Source organism: Streptomyces sp. NPDC002206, from assembly GCF_053593595.1.
On record NZ_JBSFCW010000007.1, the window covers coordinates 149914 to 172052 of the forward strand.

Consider the following 22139-nt stretch of genomic DNA (forward strand, 5'->3'; position numbering starts at 1 on the left):
GCCGTTCCTTGGTGCGTGCGGGTCGTGCTGCTGGGTGCGTCAGCCCTTGACGGCCCCGGCGGACATGCCGGTCACCAGGTGGCGCTGGGCGAAGAGGAAGACCAGGGCCGCGGGTATCGCGATGAGCACGGACGCGGCGGTCATCGGCCCCCACTGGGCTCCGTACTGGTTGACGAACTTCTGCAGTCCGCCGGCGAGCGTGAGGTTCTCGTCGCCGACCATGAAGGCGGAGGCGTACGCAACTTCGCCCCAGGCGGTGATGAAGGAGTAGAACGCGGTGACGGCGAGGCCGGGCTTGGCGAGCGGCAGGATCAGCCGCCAGAACGTGCCGAACGGGGTGAGGCCGTCGACCTGCCCCGACTCGTCGATCTCGCGCGGGATGGTGTCGAAGAAGCCCTTCATCATCCAGGCGCAGAACGGCACCGCGATGGTGAGGTACGTGATGACGAGGCCGGCGGGCTGGTTGAGCAGGCCCAGGCTCGACATGATGTTGTAGATCGGCACGATGAGGACGGCGACCGGGAACATCTGGGTGATCAGCAGCGTCCACATCAGCCCGCGCTTGCCGGGGAACCGGAAGCGGCTGACGGCGTAGCCGGTGGTGGCGGAGACGAAGACGCCGAGGACGGTGGTGAGCCCGGCGATGACCAGCGAGTTGCCGAACCAGGTCAGGAACTCGGTGTCCTTGATCAGGCCGGTGTAGTTCTCGAAGGTCGTGTCCTTGAAGAAGTCCGTCGTCGTCGCGTAGGCGGCGGGCTTCAGCGAGGTCAGCAGGACCCACAGCACGGGGAACACGGCGATCACGGACGCCACGATCAGCGTGAGGTGCAGTCCGGCGGAGGCGAGCGGCGAGCGCTCGCCGCGCGGCCGGACCTTGCGGGCCGAGTGGCGCGCGGCGGGGGCGGCGCGGCGGGCGGTGGGTGCGGGGGCGGTGGTCACCAGTTATCTCCCTGCGTGCGGAGGACTCGCCGGTAGACCGCGGCGAAGAGCATCAGGAGGACGAGGATCAGCACGCCCCAGGTGGAGGACTGTGCGAAGTCGCGCGGGCTGATCTCGAAGGAGAACTTGTACGCCTGGGTGACCAGGATCTGGGTGGCCTCGCCCGGTCCGCCGCGGGTCAGCAGGAAGATCACCGGGAACATGTTGAACGTCCAGATGGTCGACAGCAGGATCACGGTGGTCGACACCGGCCGGAGCCCCGGCAGGGTGATGTGGCGGAACCGCTGCCAGGCGGTGGCACCGTCCATCTCGGCGGCCTCGTACTGCTCGCTGGGGATGGACTGCAGACCGCCGAGCAGGGCGACCATCATGAACGGCACGCCGAGCCACACATTGACGGCGATGACGGAGAACTTCGCCCAGGTGGGGTCGTTGAGCCACGGAATGCCGTCGACGCCGGCACCGGAGAGGATCTTGTTGAGCAGCCCGCGGTCCTCGTTGTAGAGGAAGCGCCAGGCGAAGACGGAGACGAAGCCGGGGATGGCCCAGGGCAGGATCAGCGCCATCCGGTAGGCGGAGCGGCCGGCGATCCGGCGGTTGAGGATGTTGGCCAGGGCCATGCCGAGGACGAACGTGATGCTCACGCAGGAGACCGTCCACACCAGGGTCCACCCGAGCGTGCCGAGGAACTGGTTGCCCGTGAGCGCGTCGGCGTAGTTGTCCAGGCCGACGAACTTGTAGGTCGCGGGCATGTGGTTGACGCCGATGGACCGTTCGACGTTGCGCTCATTGGCGTCGGTCAGCGACAGGTAGATGCCGCGGACCAGCGGGTAGCCGATGATCACGCCGATCACGGCGACGACCGGGGCGACCATCGTCCAGGCGTACCAGTGGGTCGACAGAGTCCGCCGGAGCCTGCTCGGTGGTGGGGTACCAGTACCGCGGCTCCGGCCGCGGGCGACATTGTCGCCCGCGGCCGTTGCCACCGACTGGCTGGTGTGGACAGCCATCAGTCGGCCTGCCTTTCTCTGGCTACTTCCAGCCCTTGAGGAGCTTGCGGTAGGAGTCGCCGGTGGCCTTGGCGGCCTTCTCCGGCGTGGTCTGGCCGGTCAGGACCTTGGTGTACTCGGTGACGAGCGGGGCGAAGAGGCTGCCGGTCTCCGGGATCCAGGGGCGCTCGACGGCGGTCTCGACGACCGGCTTGAAGAAGCCGACGATCTCGTTGTCGACGACGGCTTCCTCCGAGTAGGCGGAGGTACGGGTCGGCAGGAGGTTCAGCTCCTTGGTGACCTGGGCCTGGGTCTTCGTGGACGTCATGTAGTCGACGAAGGCGTAGGAGGCGTCGAGGTTCTTGGAGCCCGCGTAGACGGCCAGGTTGTGACCGCCCTGCGGGGCACCCTGCGCTGCGGAGCCGGCCGGGACCGGGGCGACGCCCAGGTTGGCCTTGTCCTTGAACTCCGCACCGGCGTAGGTGTCGGCGACGGCCCACGGGCCGTTGATGATCATGGCGACCTTGCCGTCCTTGAAGGACGACTGCATGTTCTCCCAGCCGTCCGTCGCGTCGGTCTTGGCCGCACCGGAGTCGACGAGGTCCTTGACGACCTTCATCGCCTTGACGCCCTCGGGGTTGTCGACGGTGACGGACTTGGTGGACGCGTCGACGAGGTCGCCGCCCTCGCCGTACAGGAAGGACAGGAACCAGTACGCGTCGTCGCCGCGCAGGTAGAGGCCGGTCTTGCCGGTCTTTTCCTTGATCTTCTTGGAGACGGTCTTCAGCTGGTCGACGGTGGTGGGAACCTCGACGCCGGCCTCCTTGAAGATCTTCTTGTTGTAGAAGATGCCCATGGAGTCGATGACCTGCGGCACCGCGTACGTCTTTCCGTTGTACTTGGTGGAGGCGGCGGCCTGCTTGAGGAAGTCGTCCGCCTTCTGCAGGGCGGGGGTGCCGTCCAGCGGGGCGAGGTAGCCGAGGTCCGCGAACTCGGGGGTCCAGGCGACCTCGGAGCGGATCACGTCGGGAGCGCCGGAGCCGGACTGGGCAGCGTTCTTGAACTTGTTCTGCGCCTCACCGAAGGGCACGTTGACGTACTTGACGTCGACCTTCGGGTGCTGCTTCTCAAAGTCTTCGGCAATCTTCTTGAAGACCTTGTCCTCGCTGCCCACGGTGGAGGTGTCCCACCATGTAACGGTCCCGGAGAGCTCGCCGGAGCTCTTGCTCGAGCCGTCGGACTTGTCATCGCTGCCGCAGGCGGTCGCCGCAAGCGCCAGGGCCGCGACCAGGGCGGTGGCCGTTATGCCACGTCGCATCTGAACTCCTTCAACTGCCGTACCGCTCCATCGCGGCGCCGGGTCGACGAGGAACGTAACAAGGATGAAAGATGGCCGAAAGAGTTTGCGGAAGATTTCTGCAAGCTTCGACGATCGTTACATTCGCGTGTCCTCACGGTTGCCGTCAAGCCTCTTGACGGGAGCGTCTCACCCCTGACAGGAGAAGGGGCCGGTCGTGAATTCTCCGTGCGATGATCCGATTGCAGCCCGCAGTGCCGGCTTCGCAAGACCTTGCAAGATGTTGCGGCGGCACTGCCGATCAGCCCGCGGCGGTACGTACCGCCGCGGTACCGTCGGTCACCGCCACCCTCCGGACAGCACCGCAGTCGCCCGATTCCCGCGCATGGTGGGCAATCCGACACGCGCCCGGTACAGTCCACTCCCATGACCGCACGGCTTGCCGATATCGCAATTCAGGCGGGGGTCAGCGAGGCTACGGTCAGCCGTGTACTGAACGGCAAGCCAGGTGTTGCTGCAGCCACCCGCGAATCCGTCCTCGCCGCGCTCGACGTCCTCGGCTACGAACGGCCGGTACGGCTGCGCAGGCGCAGCGCGGGACTGGTCGGGCTGATCACGCCCGAGCTGGAGAACCCCATCTTCCCGGCGCTCGCCCAGGTCATCGGCCAGGCGCTGACGCGGCAGGGCTATACACCGGTGCTGGCGACTCAGACCCCCGGCGGTTCCACCGAGGACGAACTCACCGAGATGCTCGTCGACCGTGGCGTCTCCGGCATCATCTTCGTCTCCGGGCTGCATGCCGACACGTCGGCCGATATGCAGCGGTATGAGCAACTGCGTGCCCAGGGTGTGCCCTTCGTGCTGGTCAACGGCTTCTCGCCGAAGGTGCAGGCGCCGTTCATCTCGCCCGACGACCGGGCGGCGATGCGGCTCGCGGTGACGCATCTGGTCTCGCTCGGCCATCAGCGGATCGGTCTTGCCGTCGGGCCCAAGCGTTTCGTTCCGGTGCTCCGCAAGATCGAGGGGTTCCGTTCCACCGTGCAGGAGCAGTTGAACCTCACCTCGGACGAGGTGGAGGCGCTGATCCAGCACTCGCTGTTCACGCTGGAGGGCGGCCAGGCGGCCGCCTCGGCGCTGATAGAGCGCGGGTGCACGGCGGTGGTGTGCGCGAGCGACATGATGGCGCTGGGTGCGATCCGGGCCGCGCGCCGGCTGTCGATGGAGGTGCCGCGCGACCTGTCGGTCGTCGGCTACGACGATTCGCCGCTCATAGCGTTCACCGATCCGCCGCTGACCACGATCCGTCAGCCGGTGACGGCGATGGGCCAGGCCGCCGTGCGCACCCTGCTCGAGGAGATCGGCGGCACACCGGCCCCGCACAGCGAGTTCGTCTTCATGCCGGAGTTGGTCGTCCGCGGTTCAACGGCCGCGGGCCCCGGCCCCGATCCGGCCTCTGCTTCCGGAACGGAATCAGGGTCGCACGCGCGCCTTTAGGGGGCATGATGTGCAACCGGAACCCGACCGGAGGATGATCGGGAAGTGGGACGCAACTGAAAGAATCGACGCCTATGGGTGAAGTGAGCGTGAAGTCACAGGACGGCCGACCGGCGGCCACCCCGTCACCCATCGCGGACGAGGCGGCTCCCGAGGCGACGCGGAACGACAGGCTGGCGCGCCTCCGTTCGCTGCGGAACCCTCGCCGGCCGCGCATCTATTTCGAGGTTCTGCTGATCGCGGTGAGTTACTGGGTCTACTCGCTGGTGCGCAACGCCGTCCCCGAGCAGAAGGCCGCGGCACTCAGCAACGCCGACTGGCTCTGGTCGGTGGAGAAGTACCTGGGCATCGCCGTCGAACAGTCGGTCAACCATGCGGTGAACTCCGTGACATGGCTGATCGTCTCGATGAACTACTACTACGCGACACTGCACTTCGTCGTCACCATCGGTGTGCTGATGTGGATGTTCCGTCGCCATCCCGGACGTTACGCGGCAGCGCGCCTGGTGCTGTTCGCGACCACGGGCGTCGCGCTGCTCGGGTACTACCTGTATCCGCTGGCGCCACCGCGCCTGATGAACGGTGGCCACTTCATCGACACCGTGCTGGTGCACCACACCTGGGGTTCGATGGCCTCGGGCAACTTCAAGAACATGTCGAACCAGTACGCGGCGATGCCGTCGATGCATATCGGCTGGTCGCTGTGGTGCGGCCTGACCATCTACGCATTGGCGTCGGCGCCGTGGGCACGCATCGCGGGCCTGCTGTACCCGGCGACCACACTGATCGTGATCGTGTCGACCGCCAACCACTTCTGGCTGGACGCGGTGGGCGGCATGACCTGCCTGGCGTTCGGTTACGCGGTGTCGTTCGCCTGGTACGGGGCGCTGCCGCACCACCTTCAGAAGCGGGTCACGCGCCCTGCCGGGGCCAGACTCTCGGCGCTCGGCCCGGGAGCGCCGATCAGGGTCGGGCAGCCGGCCGCGGAGGCACCGGTGCGCCGGTAACCGGATTTCTCCCCCGAATCGCCGGACGGGCCGACATGGCCGCCCGGCCTCGACATCGCCGGCTGCCGTGGTTCGTCGACGCCCTCACGCCCCGTAGAACAGCTCCTCCACCACCGCCCGCGCCCGCCGGGTGATCCGCCGGTAGTCGTCGAGCATGTCGCCGACATGACCCGGTTCGTATCCGAGATAGCGCCCCACGGCCGTCAGCTCGCGCGGGCCGGACGGGAAGGTGTCCCCGGGGCGGCCGCGTACCAGCATCACCGCGTTGCGGACCCGTGTGGCGAGCACCCAGGCCTCGTCCAGGGTCTGCGCGTCCTCAGCCGAGATCAGTTCGGCCGCACACGCGGCTGCCAGCGCCTCGCGGGTGCGGGTCGTGCGCAGGCCCGGTTCCACCCAGCCGTGCTGCATCTGCATCAGCTGGACCGTCCACTCGACGTCGCTCAGCCCGCCGCGCCCCAGCTTCGTGTGGAGCGTCGGGTCGGCGCCGCGTGGCATCCGTTCGGACTCCATCCGGGCCTTGAGGCGACGGATCTCGCGGACCGCGTCCTCCCCCAGCCCTTCCATCGGGTAGCGCAGCGGAGCGATCAGCTCGATGAATTCGCGGCCGAGGTCCTCGTCGCCCGCCATCGGTTCGGCGCGCAGCAGGGCCTGGCTCTCCCAGACCAGCGACCACCGCCGGTAGTACGCCTCGTACGACTTCAGCGTCCGGACCAGCGGGCCGCTCTTGCCCTCCGGCCGCAGATCCGCGTCGATCATCAGCGGCGGATCGGCGGTGGGCAGCTGCAGCAGCCTGCGCATCTCGCCGACGACGGTGCTGGCGGCCCTGGCGGCCTCCTGTTCGTCGACGCCCTCGCGCGGCGCGTGCACGAACAGGACGTCGGCGTCGGAGCCGTAACCGAGCTCGTGGCCGCCGAACCGGCCCATGCCGATGACCGCGAACCGGGTGGGGAGGGTGTCGCCCCACTGTTCGCGTACGGCGGCACGCAGCGCGCCCGCGAGCGTGACGGCGTTCAGATCGGTGACCGCGTTGCCGACCCGGTCGACCAGTGCGCCGGGGTCGGGTTCGGCGGGGTTCTCCTCCGTGCCGTACGAGCCGATGAGGTCCGCGGCCGTCGTACGGAACAGTTCGCGCCGTCGCACCCCGCGGACCACCGCGACTGCGGACTCGGCGCCGTCCGCCCGCCCCACCGCGGCGAGGACCTCCTGCTCCAGATGGGTGCGGCTGCGCGGCTTCAGCCCCTGCGGGTCGCCGAGGATCGCCACCGCCTCGGGGGCCCGCAGCAGCAGGTCGGGGGCGAGCCGGCCGGCCGACAGGACGCGGGCGAGGTTCTCCGCGGCCGCGCCCTCGTCGCGCAGCAGCCGCAGGTACCAGGGGGTCTTGCCGAGCGCGTCGGACACCTTGCGGAAGCCGAGGAGCCCGGCGTCCGGGTCGGCGGAGTCCGCGAACCAGCCGAGCAGCACCGGCAGCAGAGTGCGCTGGATGGCGGCCTTGCGGGAAACCCCGGACGACAGCGCCTCCAGGTGCCGGAGCGCGGCGGCCGGATCGGCGTACCCGAGCGCTTCGAGCCGGTGTCCGGCGGCCTTCGCGCTGAGCCGGGTCTCGCCGGGCGCGAGCTGGGCGACCGCGTCCAGCAGCGGCCGGTAGAACAGCTTCTCGTGCAGTCGCCGCACCACGGACGCGTGCCGCTTCCACTCCTGGTTGAGCTCGGTGAGGGGGTCCGTACGCATCCCGAGGGAGCGCCCGAGCCGGCGCAGATCCGCCTCGTCCTCGGGGACGAGGTGGGTCCGGCGCAGCCGGTACAGCTGGATGCGGTGCTCCATGGCGCGCAGGAACCGGTACGCGTCGTCGAGCTGCGCGGCGTCCACCCGCCCGACGTAACCGCCCCCGGCGAGCGCCCGCAGGGCCTCCAGGGTCGAGCCGCTGTGCAGGGAGGCGTCGCTGCGGCCGTGCACGAGCTGGAGCAGCTGTACGGCGAACTCGACATCCCGCAGTCCACCGGGTCCCAGCTTGATCTCCCGGTCGACACGGTCGGCGGGGATGTTGTCGACGACGCGGCGGCGCATCTTCTGTACGTCACCGACGAAGTTCTCCCGGTCCGCGGCCTGCCACACCAGCGGCGAGACGGCGTCGACGTACTCGGCGCCCAGCTCGGGGTCGCCGGCCACCGGCCGGGCCTTGAGCAGCGCCTGGAACTCCCACGTCTTGGCCCAGCGCTGGTAGTAGGCGAGATGCGAGGACAGTGTCCGTACGAGCGGCCCGTTGCGGCCCTCCGGGCGGAGGTTGGCGTCGACCGGCCAGATGGTGCCCTCGACGGTCGTGTCCGAACAGATCCGCATCATGTGCGCCGCCAGTCGGGTGGCGCCCTGCACGGCCCTGCTCTCCTCGGCGCCGTCGAACGGTTCCGCCACGAAGATCACGTCGACGTCGGAGACGTAGTTCAGTTCGTGGCCGCCGCACTTGCCCATCGCGATGACCGCGAGGCGGCACACAGCGGCGTCCTCCGGGGCGGCCGTGCGGGCGATGGCGAGCGCCGCGCGCAGCGTCGCGGTCGCCAGGTCGGCGAGTTCGGCGGCGGTCTCGGCGACATCCGTCGTACCGCACACATCACGGGCCGCTATGGCCAGCAGGCACCGGCGGTAGGCGACGCGCAGCGAGTCCGGATCGCCGGCCCGGGCGAGCTCGTGCTCGAACTCGGCCACTCCGGGGTGCAGATCGGTGGCCTCGTACGTGACGAGCGCGTGCCAGTCGCGGGGATGGCGCGCCAGATGGTCGCCGAGCGCCTCGGACGCCCCGAGCACCCCGAGCAGCCGGTCCCGCAGCGGCTTGGCGGTGATGAGTGTGTCCAGCAGGACCCGCCGCTCGTCGGCGTCCACGGCCTCCACCAGCCGGACGAGCCCCTTCAGCGCCAGATCGGGGTCGGCGGTCGCCCCGAGCGCGTCGAGCAGGACCGAGTCGGTACGTACCGTCGACAGAGCCGGCAGGTCCAGCAGCCGCTCGGCGGCGGACGGGTCGGTGAAACCGTGCCGCAGCAGTCTGGTGAACATACTGCTCCTGCGCCCCGGCACCGTCGTCATTCCGTGCTCTCCTGCTCGCCGCCCGATCACTTTCCAGCTCTCCGAGCCTAGCCCCGCGCCCATGAATTCGGAGCGGGTGCGCGGTCCACACTTCGCAGGCACGATCGCTTTCAGGACCCGCTCAGGAGGAGGTCACCGTGTCCGGACACCAGCCCATCGCCGAGCTGCATCCCGGCTACAGCGACAAGGGCGCGACGGCCCGACCGTGGTCGGAGGCGGTTGCCGTGCTGACGCGGGCGGAGGTGTTCTGGCTGTCCACGGTCCGGCCGGACGACCGCCCGCACGTCACCCCGCTGATCGGGCTCTGGTCGGACGACGCGCTGCACTTCTGCACGGGCCCGGCCGAGCGCAAGGCACGGAATCTGGCGACGAACCCGGAGGTCGTGGTGACGACCGGCACCAACACGCTGCACCAGGGCTTCGACGTGGTGGTCGAGGGCCGGGCGGACCGGGTGACGGACGAGGCGCGGCTGACCCGGCTGGCGGAACTCTGGGAGGCGAAGTACGACGCGGACTGGCACTTCGAGGTCCGCGCGGGCGCGTTCGCCAACGCTGCGGGGGGCCGCGCGGAGGTGTTCGAGGTGGTCCCGCGCACGGCGTTCGGCTTCGGCAAGGGCGAACCGTACAGCCAGACCCGCTGGCGCTTCGGCTGAACGGTGTCCAGTGCGGTGTGCCGGGCCCGCACCACCGCCGTCCCCCCGCGAAGCCTGCCGAGGCGGATCCGCACTGCGGCTGAGTGGGGGGCCGCTCAGCCGCCCCGGGGCGGGCTACCTGACGTCCCCGGTACCGGGCCTGGTGCCGATGACGACGGTCGCGTACAGCTCGTCGGAGGTGACCACCCGCGCAATCAGTCCGCTCCGGGCGACGGTCTCCTCGGCCCGTGCCGCCTGCCGTTCGCTCGTCTCGACCAGCAGATGTCCGCCCGGCGCCAGCCACTGAGGCGCTTCGGCGGTCACTCGGCGCAGCACATCGAGCCCGTCGCCCCCACCGTCGAGCGCCACCCTCGGTTCATGGACCCGGGCCTCAGCCGGCAGGAGTTCGACGTCCTCGCTGGGGACGTACGGCACATTGGCGAGCAGAATCCCGACGCGGCCGCGCAGCGAGGCGGGAAGCGGTTCGAAGAGGTCGCCCTCGTACACCTCTCCCGCACCGGCGACATTGCGGCGCGCGCACCGCACCGCGGCGGGTTCGACATCGCTGGAGTGCAGTTCGACCCGGTCCAGGGCGGCGGCGAGTGCGGCGCCCAGCGCACCCGAACCGCAGCACAGATCGACGACGACAGCGGGTCCGTCCGCGGGGCGGGTGAGGTCGACGGCCTGGTCGACGAGGAATTCGGTACGGCGCCGGGGAACGAAGACACCAGGGTCCACAGCGATCCGCAGACCGCGGAACTCGGCCCAGCCGAGGACGTGTTCGAGGGGAAGTCCGGCTGCCCGCCGGTCCACCATGGCGGCGAGCTCGGCCGGGTCCGCGGCCGTGGAGAGGATCAACTCCGCCTCGTCCTCGGCGAATACACAGCCGGCGGCGCGAAGTCTGTTGACGATGACGGAGTAAGGGAGCGGTGTCGAGGAAAGCGACATGGAGCGGAGCCTTTCGGAATGCCGATGAGTGCTCCGCGGTCCGCCTATACCGGTCCGACCACGCAATCGCGAGAGGTGAGCACCCAGCCTGATACAGCGGTAATGGGTCTCACCTCCTCGGTATGTCCCCGTGCTGGGGTCGGCAACACTACCGGAATCGAGTCCCGGTGCCCGCCACGGGCCGGACGCCTGGACGGCCGGTCACGAGCGGCGGCCGCCACCGCCGTCGAAGAACCGGTTGTGGACCGACGCCGAGGTGTTGTTCGCGCGGGTGTGCCGGATCGCTTCGCGGGCCTGCCGCTCGATCTCCTGCCCGTCGAAGTTCTCGGTCCTGCGCCGCGCCTTCAGCTGCAGCTTGACGACGAGCGCGACGATCAGCGCCAGCAGCCCACCGAGCAGCACCAACACGTGTGCCATGAATCCCCCCGGGTCCGGGCCCACACCCCTGCCCTGGCCGCATTGTCGCCCGCAGGACACACCTCGTCCAGAGTCCCGGGCCGAACCTGCGCGTTCCCGCGACAGCCGTCAGGACCGGCAACCGGTCTGCCTCCGCCCGTTCCACCTGCTTCGCAGCGGTCGTCCTGCAGACGGCCCAGGGCGAGTGAGACGACTTCGGGCCGACGGTACGAGACCGTCGGCCCGAAGCCACATACGTTTTCGAACCAACGCTGACCTGGTCCTACAGCACCGGCAGCAGGGCCTTCAGCTCGAAGGCGGTGACCTCGCTGCGGTACTCCTCCCACTCCTGCTTCTTGTTGCGGAGGAAGAAGTCGAAGACGTGCTCACCGAGCGTCTCGGCGACCAGTTCGCTCTTCTCCATCAGCGCGATCGCCTCGCCCAGGTTCTGCGGCAGCGGCTCGATGCCCATCGCGCGGCGCTCGGCGTCGGACAGCGCCCAGACGTCGTCGTCGGCGCCGGCCGGGAGTTCGTACCCCTCCTCGATGCCCTTGAGGCCCGCGGCGAGCAGTACCGCGTAGGTCAGGTAGGGGTTGGCGCCGGAGTCGATGGAGCGGACCTCGACGCGGGCCGAACCGGTCTTCCCGGGCTTGTACATCGGGACGCGGATCAGGGCGGAGCGGTTGTTGTGGCCCCAGCAGATGTACGAGGGGGCCTCGCCGCCGGCGCCCGCGGCGCGGGCCGAGCCGCCCCAGATGCGCTTGTACGAGTTGACCCACTGGTTCGTCACGGCGGAGATCTCCGCGGCGTGCTTGAGCAGGCCCGCGATGAAGGAGCGGCCGACCTTGGACAGCTGGTACTCGGCGCCCGACTCGTAGAACGCGTTGCGGTCGCCCTCGAAGAGGGAGAGGTGGGTGTGCATACCGGAGCCGGGGAACTCCGAGAACGGCTTCGGCATGAAGGTCGCCTGCACGCCCTGCTCCAGCGCGACCTGCTTCATGACCAGACGGAAAGTCATGATGTTGTCGGCTGTGGAGAGCGCGTCCGCGTACCGCAGGTCGATCTCCTGCTGGCCGGGAGCGCCCTCGTGGTGGCTGAACTCGACCGAGATGCCCATGGATTCGAGCATGGTGATCGCCTGGCGGCGGAAGTCCATGCCGACGTTCTGCGGGGTGTGGTCGAAGTAGCCGGAGCTGTCGGCCGGGGTGGGCCGGCTGCCGTCGACCGGCTTGTTCTTGAGCAGGAAGAACTCGATCTCCGGGTGGGTGTAGAAGGTGAAGCCCAGGTCGGAGGTCTTGGCGAGAATGCGTTTGAGTACATAGCGCGGGTCGGCGAAGGACGGCGAGCCGTCGGGCATCAGAATGTCGCAGAACATCCGCGCGGTGCCGGGGGCCTCCGCGCGCCAGGGCAGGATCTGGAAGGTGCTGGGGTCCGGCTTGGCGATCATGTCGGACTCGTAGACCCGGGCAAAGCCCTCGATGGCCGATCCGTCGAAGCCGATGCCCTCGTCGAACGCCTGCTCCAGCTCGGCGGGCGCCACGGCAACGGACTTGAGGTAGCCGAGCACATCGGTGAACCACAGGCGCACGAAGCGGATGTCGCGCTCCTCGAGTGTCCTGAGGACGAATTCCTGCTGCTTGTCCATAGCCACATCCTTGCAGTTCAGACGGTCTGTGCACCACCGCCCGGGGTAGGGGACAGACTCCAGTATCACGACCCGGGATTTCACCCAGATTACGCACTCGACGTGAGATGGAGCACTCGGCCACCCACTACGATCTGCGCCCATGGAACCCGAGGGGTGGAGCGGCCTCGCAACTGCCCCGTGTGTACCGGATTCCTGACCTGTTCCTGCCCCCTCCCCTTCGCAGAAGGACCTGACGACATGAGCTTCGACCGCAGGACCCGCATAGAGCAGATGCGCAACGCCGACCGGGCGCGTGACCGTCGCAACCGTGTCCTGGCCATAGGGCTGAGCGTCGTCGTCGTCGCAGGTCTGGTCGGCTTCGGTACGTCCGTGCTGCTGGACAAGTCCGAGGCCGCGGAGAAGAAGCACGCGGACACGGCGCAGGACGCGAAGGCGGACGCGACGGAGAAGAAGAAGCTGGCCTCCGAGCCGATCAAGGGGCTGAAGACGTGGAATGCGAAGAAGCTGACCCGTAACCACGTCACCACGACCGTGACGTACCCGATGAAGCCTCCGGTCGGCGGTGACCACAGCCCCGTTTGGATGAACTGCGACGGCGAGGTATACAAAAAGGCGATCCCCGACATGAACGCCGTGCACTCGTTGGAGCACGGTTCGGTGTGGGTGACGTACACGGACAAGGCGTCGGACGCCGACGTCGCCGCGCTCGCGGAGCGGGTCGGGAAGACGCCGTACTCGCTGATGAGTCCGTATCAGGACCAGGCCGGCACGATCACACTGAGCGCCTGGGGCAACCAGGTCACCGTGGACAGCGCCGACGACCGGCGGGTGGACCAGTTCTTCGCCAAGTTCGTGCAGGGGGCACAGACACCTGAGCCGGGTGCCGCGTGCACGGGCGGAGTAGGGGCCCAGTGAGCGCTGCGCGAGGTACCCGCCGCACCCAGTGGGCGGCGGGCTCCGCCGTCGCGCTCGCGCTGCTCTTCGCGGGCGCGGCGACGGTCGCCGCGGCACGGGGCGACACGGCGGACGGGAAGCAGCCGCAGGCCGCCTCGGCGGCGGTCCGGGCGCCCGCCACCGATTCGGCCGACGCCGGGTTCGCGCGCGACATGGCGGTCCACCATCAGCAGGCCGTGGAGATGTCCTTCATCGTGCGTGACCGTACGCAGGACGAGGATGTACGCCGCTTCGCGTACGACATCGCCAACACACAGGCCAACCAGCGGGGCATGCTGCTCGGCTGGCTGGATCTGTGGGAGCTGCCGAAGGTGGCCGTCGCCGGGCAGGAGTCGATGGCGTGGATGGCCACCCACGGTGATCACGGTGGCCGCAGCGCGGGCGACGGCCACGACATGGCCGGTATGGATGGCATGGCCGGCATGGGTGACATGACGGCCGGGTCGGGCAGTGGGTTCACGGCGCACGACGGGGCTCTGATGCCCGGCATGGCCACCCGGACCGAGCTCGACCGGCTGAGGAAGGCCGACGGCAAGCAGGCCGAGATCCTCTACCTCCAGCTGATGACCGACCACCACAAGGGCGGCGTCGCCATGGCGCGCGGCTGCGCCGAGCTCTGTACGGTGAAAGCGGAGAGACGGCTCGCCCAGGGCATGGTCGAGGCCCAGCAGTCCGAGCTGGACGCAATGGCGCAGATGCTGTCGGCGCGCGGGGCCGAGCCCAGGTAGTCACCGGTCCCCCGGCGCCCGTGGCGCCGGGGGATGCACCCGAATGGGTGACCCCGGTCGCGTAACCCGAACGGCCGCATGACGATGGTTCTCTCGGGGTCGCAACGGCATGCCCACCGGCACCAGGAGGAATCCCCATGACCACCGCCAAGGACATCATGCACACCGGGGCCCAGTGGATCCCGGCGCACGAAACGCTCGACCGGGCCGCCCAGCTGATGCGCGAACACAACGTCGGCGCGCTGCCCATCTCGGCCAGCGGCGAGCAGGACCGGATGATCGGCATCCTCACGGACCGCGACATCGTGCTCGACTGCGTGGCGATGGGCCACGATCCGTCGAAGGTGACGGCAGGTGACCTCGCCCAGGGCACTCCCCGCTGGATCGAAGCCGACGCAGGCGTGGACCAGGTCCTGGAGGAAATGCAGAGCAATCGAATCCGTCGCCTTCCCGTGGTCGAGAACAAGAAGCTGATAGGCATGATCAGCGAGGCGGATCTGGCACAGCACCTCTCCGAGGAACAGATCGCGCTCTGGGTCGAGAAGGTCTACGCCCCCAGCTGACCGAACGGCGGCCCGGCGCCCGGGACGACGGGGGTGTCGGGCCGCCGTGCGGGGTATACCCGGCGGGGGTAGTGTGCTCGACATGGGCCCGAAGATGAGTGCGACGTACGGACAGTTGTTGCTGTTCGCTGCGCTGCTGTTCGGGATTTTCATCATGCATACCGTCGGGCATCCGACAGGACACCACGGCCGGGACACCGTGGTGACGACGGACAGCGGGGCTCACGGGGCAGGCTCAGTGGCTGAACCCTCGCCCGGGCACGCCTCTGTCCTGCCCGCGCCGAGGGGCGACGGCATGGACCCCATGGGGGTCTGTCCAGCGGTGCTGGGCGCCTGGGGTGTCACCCTGCTGGCCGTCTGGCTGATGGCGCTGCGGCCCGCGGATCATCTCCTCCGGGCCGCCGGGGCGCCGCTGTTGCGCTTCTTGCGGTCCCTTTCCCCACCCGAAATGGCTGCGCACGGCAGGTCGTCGGTGCTGCGGATATAAGGAGCGGCGCGCTCCGCATCCCTCCCCCTGCACCCCAACGACACCATGAGGTGTACCCAGTCATGCGCACTCAGCACACTCGACGCGCCGTGCTCGGCGCCGGAATCGCCTTGGCCGGAACGGGAGTTCTGGCCGCCTGTTCCAGCGGCAAGGACGTGGCCAAGCCCGTCGCGAACCCCGGCGGCATGAACCACAACGACATGACCCGGAAGCCGTCGTCCCCGGTGAAGAGCCACGGCGAGTACGTTGCGCCCAACGGCGAGGAGGTCGCGGCAGTCGAGGCCAAGCGGGGCTCCGGTCCGGTACGGAAGTTCCACCTCACCGCCACCCCGGCCCGCCTCGATCTGGGCGGCGGTCTCACCGTCCCCTCCTGGGCGTACGGGGACCGGCTGCCCGGCAAGGAGCTCCGGATCACCGCGGGCGACACTCTGGCAGTCACTCTCGCCAACCATCTGCCGACGTCGACCACGCTGCACTGGCACGGCCTCCATGTGCGCAACGACATGGACGGCGTCCCCGGTCTGACACAGCCGGGCATCAAGGCGGGCGCGGAGTTCGCCTACCGCTTCGCGGTGCGACAGACGGGGACGTACTGGTTCCACCCGCACGTGGGCGTGCAGCAGGACCGTGGCCTGTACGCTCCGCTGATCGTCGAGGACCCGAAGGAGCCCCTGTCGTACGACAAGGAGTGGGTCGTCATGCTCGACGACTGGGTCGACGGGGTGGACGGTTCCACGCCGGACGCGGTGCTCAACGAGCTCTCCCACGGTATGGGCAGCATGGAGGGGATGGATCACGGGGCCTCCGGGTCCGATGACAAGTCCGGTTCCGGGTCCGGGCCCTCGCGGGTGCTGATGGACGCCAGGAGCGAACTGCTCCGCGGCGCAGCGAGCGATGTCGCCTACCCGCACTACCTGATCAACGGCCGCATTCCGAAGGACCCGACCACATTCACCGCGAAGCCCGGCGACCGGATCCGGGTGCGCATCATCAACGCGGGCGGCGACACCCCCTTCCGCGTCGCGCTCGGCGGCCACCGGATGACCATCACGCACGCCGACGGCTTCCCGGTCCGGCACACCACGACGGACGCTCTGCTGCTGGGCATGGGCGAGCGGTACGACGTGCTGGTCACCGCCGGGGACGGGGTGTTCCCGCTGACGGCGGTCGCCGAAGGGAGGGACATGTCGGCGCTGGCCGTGCTCCGTACCGGCGGTGGCGCGGCGCCGAAGGCCTCCGTACGGCCGAAGGAGCTGAACGGGCAGCTGGTGTCGGCCCCCGAGCTGAAGGCGGACAAGTCCGTGGCACTGGCCGCCCGGGAGCCCGACCGGACGATCCGGATCAAGCTGACCGGCAGCATGAGGTCGTTCGACTGGGGCTTCGACCACAGGAGGTACGACCCCGATTGGCGCCATCCGGTCAAGGCGGGCGAGCGGGTCCGGCTGGAGTTCTACAACATCACGGAGATGTGGCACCCGGTCCACCTGCACGGGCACACGTTCGCACTCGCGGGATCCGCGGGACCGCGTTCGGTGCTCGACAGGGCTCCCGGGGCGCGCAAGGACACGGCGGTCGTCCTGCCCAACAGCTCGGTGGCCGTGGAGTTCGACGCGGACAACCCGGGGCTGTGGATGCTCCACTGCCACAACGTCTACCACTCGAACGCGAACATGATGACGGTCCTCGGCTACCGCCGGTGACCCGGCCCCGGCGGGCCGCGGCTGCGGTGGCGCGGCCCGCCGGGACATCGCGTCAGAAAGACGATTAGACTGAGCCGCGTGCCTCAACTACGCCTCGCACTGAATCAGATCGACTCGACCGTCGGTGACCTCGCCGGCAATGCCGAGGCGATCGTCCACTGGACCCGGCACTCCGCCGAACAGGGCGCCCATCTGGTGGCATTCCCCGAGATGGTGCTGACCGGTTACCCCGTCGAGGACCTGGCCCTGCGGCCGTCATTCGTCGAGGCGTCGCGGGAAGCGCTGCGTGCGCTCGCCGCCCGTCTCGACGCGGAGGGCTTCGGGGAGCTGCCGGTCGTGGTCGGATATCTCGACCGTTCCGAGAAGGCCCAGCCCCGCTACGGCCAGCCCGCCGGGGCGCCGCAGAACGCCGCCGCGGTGCTGCACCGCGGGCAGATCGCCCTGAGCTTCGCCAAGCACCACCTGCCCAACTACGGCGTCTTCGACGAGTTCCGGTACTTCGTGCCGGGCGACTCGATGCCCGTCGTGCGGGTCCACGGTGTCGATGTGGCACTCGCGATCTGCGAGGACCTCTGGCAGGACGGCGGCCGCGTGCCGGCCGCCCGGGCCGCCGGGGCCGGGCTGCTGCTGTCGATCAACGCCTCGCCGTACGAGCGGGACAAGGACGACACCCGGCTGGCACTGGTCCGCAAGCGGGCCCAGGAGGCCGGCTGCACCACCGCCTATCTGGCGATGATCGGCGGCCAGGACGAGCTCGTCTTCGACGGCGACTCGATCGTCGTCGACAAGGACGGCGAGGTGATCGCCCGGGCCCCGCAGTTCGCCGAGGGCAGCGTCGTCCTCGACCTGGACCTGCCGGCCGCCTCGCCCGAGGCGCCGTCCGGGGTGGTCAACGACGGCCTGCGGATCGACCACGTGGTCCTCTCCGACAAGCCCGTCCCGGCCTACGAGGCGGAACTGACCGGCGGCTACGCGGAGCGGCTCGACGACGACGAGGAGCTGTACTCGGCACTCGTCGTGGGATTGCGCGCGTACGCCGCGAAGAACGGTTTCAGCAGTGTGCTGATCGGGCTCTCCGGCGGGATCGACTCGGCGCTCGTCGCCGCCATCGCGTGCGATGCGCTGGGTGCGCAGAACGTGTACGGGATCTCGATGCCGTCGAAGTACTCCTCGGACCACTCCAAGGGCGACGCGGCGGAACTGGCGCGGCGCACCGGGCTGAACTTCCGCACCGTACCGATCGAGCCGATGTTCGACGCTTACATGGAGTCGCTGGGGCTCACCGGTCTCGCCGAGGAGAACCTGCAGTCGCGGCTGCGCGGCACGATGCTGATGGCCGTCTCCAACCAGGAGGGCCAGATCGTCCTGGCGCCGGGCAACAAGTCGGAGCTGGCGGTCGGCTACTCGACGCTGTACGGGGACTCCGTCGGCGCGTACGGGCCGATCAAGGACGTCTACAAGACGTCGATCTTCCGCCTGGCGAAGTGGCGCAACCGGGCCGCGGAGGAACGCGGCCGGACGCCGCCGATCCCGGAGGCCTCCATCACCAAGCCGCCCAGCGCCGAGCTGCGGCCGGACCAGGTCGACACGGACTCGCTGCCCGACTACGACGTACTGGACCGGATCCTGGAGATGTACGTCGACCGGGACCTGGGGCTGGACACGATCGTGGCAGCCGGGTTCGACGAGGCGCTGGTGACGAAGACGCTGCGGCTGGTGGACACGGCGGAGTACAAGCGGCGGCAGTACCCGCCGGGTACGAAGATCTCGGCCAAGGGGTTCGGCAAGGACCGGCGGCTGCCGATCACGAATCGGTGGCGCGAGTCGGGCTGAACGGTGCGGGGCGGGCCGGTTTCGATGAGAGCCGGGCCGCTCCGGCAGCCGTTTCGTCCTCAAGCCCCCATGGCCCGAAGGGCACGGGCCCCCTCGACGGGCTTGATCCGGGCCGAGCGCCGCCCTCAGACCACGTCCGCGTGGCTTCCGTCCCGCGCACCCCGCGTACCCGCGCCCGCCACCACCCGGGACTCGCCCGGCCCGCCACGGTCCAGCACGCCCGCCGTGACCGCCACTGCCAGGCCCGCCACCGTCAGGACCGCGCCCACCAGCGCCGGGGACGTCCAGCCCCAGCCCGCCGCGATCGCCGCGCCGCCCAGCCAGGCGCCGCCCGCGTTGGCGAGGTTGAACGCCGAGTGGTTGGAGGCGGAGGCCAGCGTCGGGGCGTCCTTCGCCTTGTTCATGACGAGCATCTGCAGCGGCGTCGTGGTCATGAACCCGACCCCGCCGAGCAGGACGACCATCACCAGCGCCGCCCACTTCACCTGCACGGCGAACGGGAAGACCGCCAGGACCACCGCAAGCGCGGCCAGGGAGCCGTACAGCGTGGGCCGCAGCGCGCGGTCGGTCAGGGGTCCGGCGGCGAGTGCGCCGAGTGTCATGCCGATACCGAACAGCGCCAGCACCAGCGTCACCGAGGACTCGCCGAAGCCCATCGCCTCGGTCGTCATGGCCGACAGGTACGAATAGACGGCGAAGACCCCGGCGAAGCCGAGGACGGCGGTGAGCAGGCCGAGCAGCACCTGCCGGTTGCCGAGGGCGCGCAGTTCGTGGCCGAGACCCTGGTGCGCGCCGACCGGTATGTGCGGAACGAGCCGGGCGAGCGCGGCCATCGAGCCGAGCCCGATCACCCCGACGACCAGGAAGGTCGCGCGCCAGCCGAGGTGCTGGCCGAGCAGCGTGGCCGCCGGTACGCCGACGATGTTGGCGACGGTGAGGCCGAGGAACATCGTCGCGACGGCCCTCGCCTGCCGCCCCTCGCCGACCAGCCGCGCGGCGACGACCGCGCCGACGCCGAAGAACGCGCCGTGCGGCAGCCCGGCGAGGAACCGGCCGGCGACCAGCCAGCCGAAGCCGGGGGCGAGCGCGGAGGCGAGGTTGCCGAGGGTGAACAGGGCCATCAGCAGCAGGAGCATCCGCTTGCGCGGGACCCGGGAGCCGATGGCGGTGAGCAGGGGGGCGCCGAGGACGACACCGAGCGCGTACGCCGATACGAGGTAGCCCGCGGTGGGCACGGATGTGCCCAGGTCGTCCGCGACATTGGGCAGCAGGCCCATCATCACGAACTCCGTGGTGCCGATGCCAAAGGCGCTTATGGCCAGCGCTAGAAGAGCCAGCGGCATGAGGAGAGACCTTTCCGCAGGAGATCCCGGCCCGCCGGCGCTCTCGCCGGCCGCTCCTTGTTCCCGATTGGAACAAATACTCTCAGACGGTTTGTGCCACGAGGTGAACGGACCGTTTCGTCAGAGTGCGACGCGGGCGGCGATCGGCAGGTGGTCACTGTCCGTCGCCGGAAGCGTCCAGGACGACATCGGCTCGACGCCCTTGACCATGATCTGGTCGATCCGGGCCATCGGGAACGACGCCGGCCAGCTGAAGCCGAAGCCGTCGCCTGCCGCGCCCTGGGTGGACCGCAACTGGGAGGTGACCGCGTTCAGCGAGCGGTCGTTCATCGTGCCGTTGAGGTCGCCGAGCAGGATCACCCTGCCGAGCCGTTCGTCGGCGATGGCCTCACCGAGCGCGTCCGCGCTCTCGTCCCGCTGGCTGGCGGTGAATCCGGCGTTCAGCTTGACCCGCACGGACGGCATATGGGCCACATAGACCGCGACCTCGCCGTCGGGTGTGGCCACCGTGGAACGCATCGCCCGGGTCCAGCCCATCCTGATGTCGACGGGCCGGGTGCTGCTCATCGGGTACTTGCTCCACAGGCCGACCGTCCCCTCGACCGCGTGGTACGGATAGCGGGCGGCGAGCGCCGACTCGTACGCCGGAACCTGGCCGGGCGGCAGCTCCTGCAGGGCGATGACGTCCGCACCGGAGCCCGCGACCTGCCGGGCGGTGCCCGCGGGGTCGGGGTTGTCCGCGTTGACGTTGTGGGTGGCGACGGTGAGGTCGCCACCGCCGCCCGACTTGTCGGTGAGCAGCCCGCCGAAGATATTGAGCCAGACCACGACCGGCAGCAGCAGGGCGATCAGCGCGGTCGCGGAGCGGCGCACCAGGCCCAGGATCAGCAGCAGGGGAATGAACAGGCCGAACCACGGCAGGAACGTCTCGGAGAGGCTGCCCAGGTTGCCGATGGTGTTCGGGATCTCCGCGTGGAAGATCATCACGAGGGTCAGCAGGACCGCGCAGACGGCGAGGACGATGCCGCGCCACCACATGCCCTTGCCGTCGGTCCATCTGTCGCGCAGGCCCTGGAACCGGGATCCGGTGCGCTGCGGTTCCGCGCTGCCGATCTCGGTGTCCGCCCTGTACGCCTGCACCATCGCGCTGTCCTCACTGCCTTGCCGTGCACATCGCCGCGCCCCTGACCCTAGGGGATGAGCGATGTCTTTCCTGCCGTCGACGACGGCTGTACTGCCACGAGGACGAAGGACATGGACCGGCAAGTTCCGGCCGGAAGGACTCTGCGGGGCCTTGTGACAGAACGCGCACACTCGGGCGGATCCGGGCGAGTCAGCCGTGGCCTGCGCTTTTGCCGGATGTGGCGGGGGCCCGTGCGGGTTCGGGGGCAGCGGCGGCCCGCGGTGCCAGGCCCTCCACCAGGGCCCCGATGATGCGGTCGGCGAGATCCTCCGGCAGTGGCGCATCGGGTCGGTGAATGGTCCGTACCAGCATGGGGCCGACGAACAGGTCGTCCATCAGCTCCACATCCAGGTCCGCGCGGAGCTCCCCCGCGTCGACCGCCCGCTGCACGGCGGCCCGCATCGCTACGCGGCGGGGTTCGATCACCGTGGAGTGGTACTCGGTCCACAGCTTGGGGTGGCTCTTCATCTGCACGAAGACGTTGTGGAGGAAGACCGATGAGCGCTGGGCGAGTCCGCGCCTGCGCAGCGACTCCAGCATCAGCCGCAGATCGGTGAGCCCGGCAGTGCCGGAGACGGTCGGTTCCGGGGGTTCGATGTCGCGCAGTACGTCGACGAAGAGCTCTTCCTTGCCGCTCCAGCGCCGGTAGATGGTGGCCTTGCCGACCTTCGCGGTCCGGGCGATGCGCTCGATGGACAGACCGGCCAGCGGTTCACCGGCCTCCAGCAGTTCGACGACGGCGTCCAGGATGGCCCGTTCGGCAGCCACGCTGCGCGGTCGGCCGCGCCGCGGTTCCAGCTCCTCGTCCTGCATCTGCACGTGGTTCCACCTCTCGCCGCACCCGTCCGCCCCCCCACCCCGATTCTCGCCGACGCGGGAGGTGTCCTGCTCGACGCCCCGGGCGCCCGGGAGTGTCCTGGGCC

At 69.5% G+C, this 22139-nt stretch carries 19 protein-coding genes; 9 read left to right on the top strand and 10 right to left on the bottom strand.

The window, feature by feature from the left end; all coding sequences use genetic code 11:
* Positions 1 to 39: 39 nt before the first annotated feature.
* The 3 genes from ACWCP8_RS16250 to ACWCP8_RS16260 are packed head-to-tail and all read right to left on the bottom strand — an operon-like array spanning position 40 to position 3246.
* Positions 40 to 939, bottom strand: coding sequence for a sugar ABC transporter permease (locus ACWCP8_RS16250; protein WP_352266869.1), 900 nt, complete (start codon positions 937 to 939; stop codon positions 40 to 42).
* Entirely contained in the window at positions 936 to 1949 is a 1014-nt protein-coding gene (locus ACWCP8_RS16255; RefSeq protein WP_326603308.1) for a carbohydrate ABC transporter permease, read from the bottom strand. Before ACWCP8_RS16255 ends, ACWCP8_RS16250 begins: the two co-directional genes overlap by 4 nt.
* A 22-nt stretch (positions 1950 to 1971) precedes the next feature.
* The gene (locus tag ACWCP8_RS16260; protein ID WP_352266871.1) at positions 1972 to 3246 is read right to left on the bottom strand and encodes an extracellular solute-binding protein; all 1275 of its coding nucleotides are present in this window, start codon (positions 3244 to 3246) and stop codon (positions 1972 to 1974) included.
* A gap of 405 nt (positions 3247 to 3651) precedes the next feature.
* Between ACWCP8_RS16260 and ACWCP8_RS16265 the strand changes: the two genes are divergently transcribed.
* Entirely contained in the window at positions 3652 to 4719 is a 1068-nt protein-coding gene (locus tag ACWCP8_RS16265) for a LacI family DNA-binding transcriptional regulator (RefSeq protein WP_352266872.1), read from the top strand.
* 74 nt (positions 4720 to 4793) lie between these two features.
* Positions 4794 to 5726, top strand: coding sequence for a phosphatase PAP2 family protein (locus tag ACWCP8_RS16270; protein WP_352266873.1), 933 nt, complete (start codon positions 4794 to 4796; stop codon positions 5724 to 5726).
* Positions 5727 to 5810: 84 nt separating this feature from the next.
* Here the strand turns inward: ACWCP8_RS16270 and ACWCP8_RS16275 are convergent, their stop codons facing one another.
* Positions 5811 to 8801, bottom strand: coding sequence for a bifunctional [glutamine synthetase] adenylyltransferase/[glutamine synthetase]-adenylyl-L-tyrosine phosphorylase (locus tag ACWCP8_RS16275; RefSeq protein WP_352266874.1), 2991 nt, complete (start codon positions 8799 to 8801; stop codon positions 5811 to 5813).
* 137 nt (positions 8802 to 8938) lie between these two features.
* On the opposite strand from ACWCP8_RS16275, the gene ACWCP8_RS16280 reads away from it, so the two are divergent.
* The gene (locus ACWCP8_RS16280) at positions 8939 to 9454 is read left to right on the top strand and encodes a pyridoxamine 5'-phosphate oxidase family protein (protein ID WP_451116478.1); all 516 of its coding nucleotides are present in this window, start codon (positions 8939 to 8941) and stop codon (positions 9452 to 9454) included.
* Between the two features lie 114 nt (positions 9455 to 9568).
* Here ACWCP8_RS16280 and ACWCP8_RS16285 read toward each other — a convergent pair whose 3' ends face one another.
* From ACWCP8_RS16285 to glnA, 3 genes are all read right to left on the bottom strand, one after another.
* Complete coding sequence (locus tag ACWCP8_RS16285) at positions 9569 to 10381, bottom strand: putative protein N(5)-glutamine methyltransferase (RefSeq protein WP_352266876.1); 813 nt, start codon at positions 10379 to 10381, stop codon at positions 9569 to 9571.
* 201 nt (positions 10382 to 10582) lie between these two features.
* Positions 10583 to 10798, bottom strand: a complete 216-nt coding sequence (locus tag ACWCP8_RS16290) for a hypothetical protein (RefSeq protein ID WP_352266877.1) — start codon at positions 10796 to 10798, stop codon at positions 10583 to 10585.
* A 262-nt stretch (positions 10799 to 11060) separates the two neighbouring features.
* The gene (gene glnA, locus ACWCP8_RS16295) at positions 11061 to 12422 is read right to left on the bottom strand and encodes a type I glutamate--ammonia ligase (RefSeq protein WP_352266878.1); all 1362 of its coding nucleotides are present in this window, start codon (positions 12420 to 12422) and stop codon (positions 11061 to 11063) included.
* 240 nt (positions 12423 to 12662) lie between these two features.
* Here glnA and ACWCP8_RS16300 point away from each other — a divergent pair, with 240 nt between their 5' ends.
* The 6 genes from ACWCP8_RS16300 to ACWCP8_RS16325 all read left to right on the top strand — a co-directional run bounded on the left by ACWCP8_RS16300 (position 12663) and on the right by ACWCP8_RS16325 (position 18690).
* Positions 12663 to 13340 (top strand): DUF3105 domain-containing protein, encoded by a 678-nt coding sequence (locus tag ACWCP8_RS16300; protein ID WP_352266879.1) that lies wholly within the window; start codon positions 12663 to 12665, stop codon positions 13338 to 13340.
* Positions 13337 to 14107, top strand: a complete 771-nt coding sequence (locus tag ACWCP8_RS16305) for a DUF305 domain-containing protein (protein ID WP_451116481.1) — start codon at positions 13337 to 13339, stop codon at positions 14105 to 14107. The genes ACWCP8_RS16300 and ACWCP8_RS16305 overlap by 4 nt, the downstream gene beginning before the upstream one ends.
* A gap of 137 nt (positions 14108 to 14244) precedes the next feature.
* Positions 14245 to 14670 (top strand): CBS domain-containing protein, encoded by a 426-nt coding sequence (locus ACWCP8_RS16310; RefSeq protein WP_352266881.1) that lies wholly within the window; start codon positions 14245 to 14247, stop codon positions 14668 to 14670.
* A gap of 82 nt (positions 14671 to 14752) precedes the next feature.
* Positions 14753 to 15157, top strand: a complete 405-nt coding sequence (locus ACWCP8_RS16315; protein WP_352266882.1) for a hypothetical protein — start codon at positions 14753 to 14755, stop codon at positions 15155 to 15157.
* A gap of 62 nt (positions 15158 to 15219) precedes the next feature.
* Positions 15220 to 16857, top strand: coding sequence for a multicopper oxidase family protein (locus ACWCP8_RS16320; RefSeq protein ID WP_352266883.1), 1638 nt, complete (start codon positions 15220 to 15222; stop codon positions 16855 to 16857).
* A 78-nt stretch (positions 16858 to 16935) separates the two neighbouring features.
* A complete protein-coding gene (locus ACWCP8_RS16325) occupies positions 16936 to 18690 on the top strand; it encodes an NAD+ synthase (protein ID WP_451116484.1) in 1755 nt (584 codons plus the stop codon).
* A gap of 125 nt (positions 18691 to 18815) precedes the next feature.
* Here ACWCP8_RS16325 and ACWCP8_RS16330 read toward each other — a convergent pair whose 3' ends face one another.
* The 3 genes from ACWCP8_RS16330 to ACWCP8_RS16340 form a co-directional block, all read right to left on the bottom strand.
* Positions 18816 to 20033: an MFS transporter gene (locus tag ACWCP8_RS16330; RefSeq protein ID WP_451116486.1), complete on the bottom strand. Its 1218-nt coding sequence runs from the start codon at positions 20031 to 20033 to the stop codon at positions 18816 to 18818.
* Positions 20034 to 20153: 120 nt separating this feature from the next.
* Complete coding sequence (locus ACWCP8_RS16335; RefSeq protein ID WP_382830387.1) at positions 20154 to 21071, bottom strand: endonuclease/exonuclease/phosphatase family protein; 918 nt, start codon at positions 21069 to 21071, stop codon at positions 20154 to 20156.
* 295 nt (positions 21072 to 21366) lie between these two features.
* Positions 21367 to 22029 (bottom strand): TetR/AcrR family transcriptional regulator, encoded by a 663-nt coding sequence (locus ACWCP8_RS16340; RefSeq protein WP_451116626.1) that lies wholly within the window; start codon positions 22027 to 22029, stop codon positions 21367 to 21369.
* Positions 22030 to 22139 lie beyond the last annotated feature (110 nt).

Coding starts and splice junctions, on each gene's coding strand:
- ACWCP8_RS16255 (WP_326603308.1), bottom strand. CDS start 1,949: ATGGCTGTCCACACCAGCCAGTCGGTGGCAACGGCCGCGGGCGACAAT.
- ACWCP8_RS16260 (WP_352266871.1), bottom strand. CDS start 3,246: ATGCGACGTGGCATAACGGCCACCGCCCTGGTCGCGGCCCTGGCGCTT.
- ACWCP8_RS16265 (WP_352266872.1), top strand. CDS start 3,652: ATGACCGCACGGCTTGCCGATATCGCAATTCAGGCGGGGGTCAGCGAG.
- ACWCP8_RS16270 (WP_352266873.1), top strand. CDS start 4,794: ATGGGTGAAGTGAGCGTGAAGTCACAGGACGGCCGACCGGCGGCCACC.
- ACWCP8_RS16275 (WP_352266874.1), bottom strand. CDS start 8,801: ATGACGACGGTGCCGGGGCGCAGGAGCAGTATGTTCACCAGACTGCTG.
- ACWCP8_RS16285 (WP_352266876.1), bottom strand. CDS start 10,381: ATGTCGCTTTCCTCGACACCGCTCCCTTACTCCGTCATCGTCAACAGA.
- ACWCP8_RS16290 (WP_352266877.1), bottom strand. CDS start 10,798: ATGGCACACGTGTTGGTGCTGCTCGGTGGGCTGCTGGCGCTGATCGTC.
- glnA (WP_352266878.1), bottom strand. CDS start 12,422: ATGGACAAGCAGCAGGAATTCGTCCTCAGGACACTCGAGGAGCGCGAC.
- ACWCP8_RS16300 (WP_352266879.1), top strand. CDS start 12,663: ATGAGCTTCGACCGCAGGACCCGCATAGAGCAGATGCGCAACGCCGAC.
- ACWCP8_RS16310 (WP_352266881.1), top strand. CDS start 14,245: ATGACCACCGCCAAGGACATCATGCACACCGGGGCCCAGTGGATCCCG.
- ACWCP8_RS16315 (WP_352266882.1), top strand. CDS start 14,753: ATGGGCCCGAAGATGAGTGCGACGTACGGACAGTTGTTGCTGTTCGCT.
- ACWCP8_RS16320 (WP_352266883.1), top strand. CDS start 15,220: ATGCGCACTCAGCACACTCGACGCGCCGTGCTCGGCGCCGGAATCGCC.
- ACWCP8_RS16330 (WP_451116486.1), bottom strand. CDS start 20,033: ATGCCGCTGGCTCTTCTAGCGCTGGCCATAAGCGCCTTTGGCATCGGC.
- ACWCP8_RS16335 (WP_382830387.1), bottom strand. CDS start 21,071: ATGTGGTGGCGCGGCATCGTCCTCGCCGTCTGCGCGGTCCTGCTGACC.
- ACWCP8_RS16340 (WP_451116626.1), bottom strand. CDS start 22,029: ATGCAGGACGAGGAGCTGGAACCGCGGCGCGGCCGACCGCGCAGCGTG.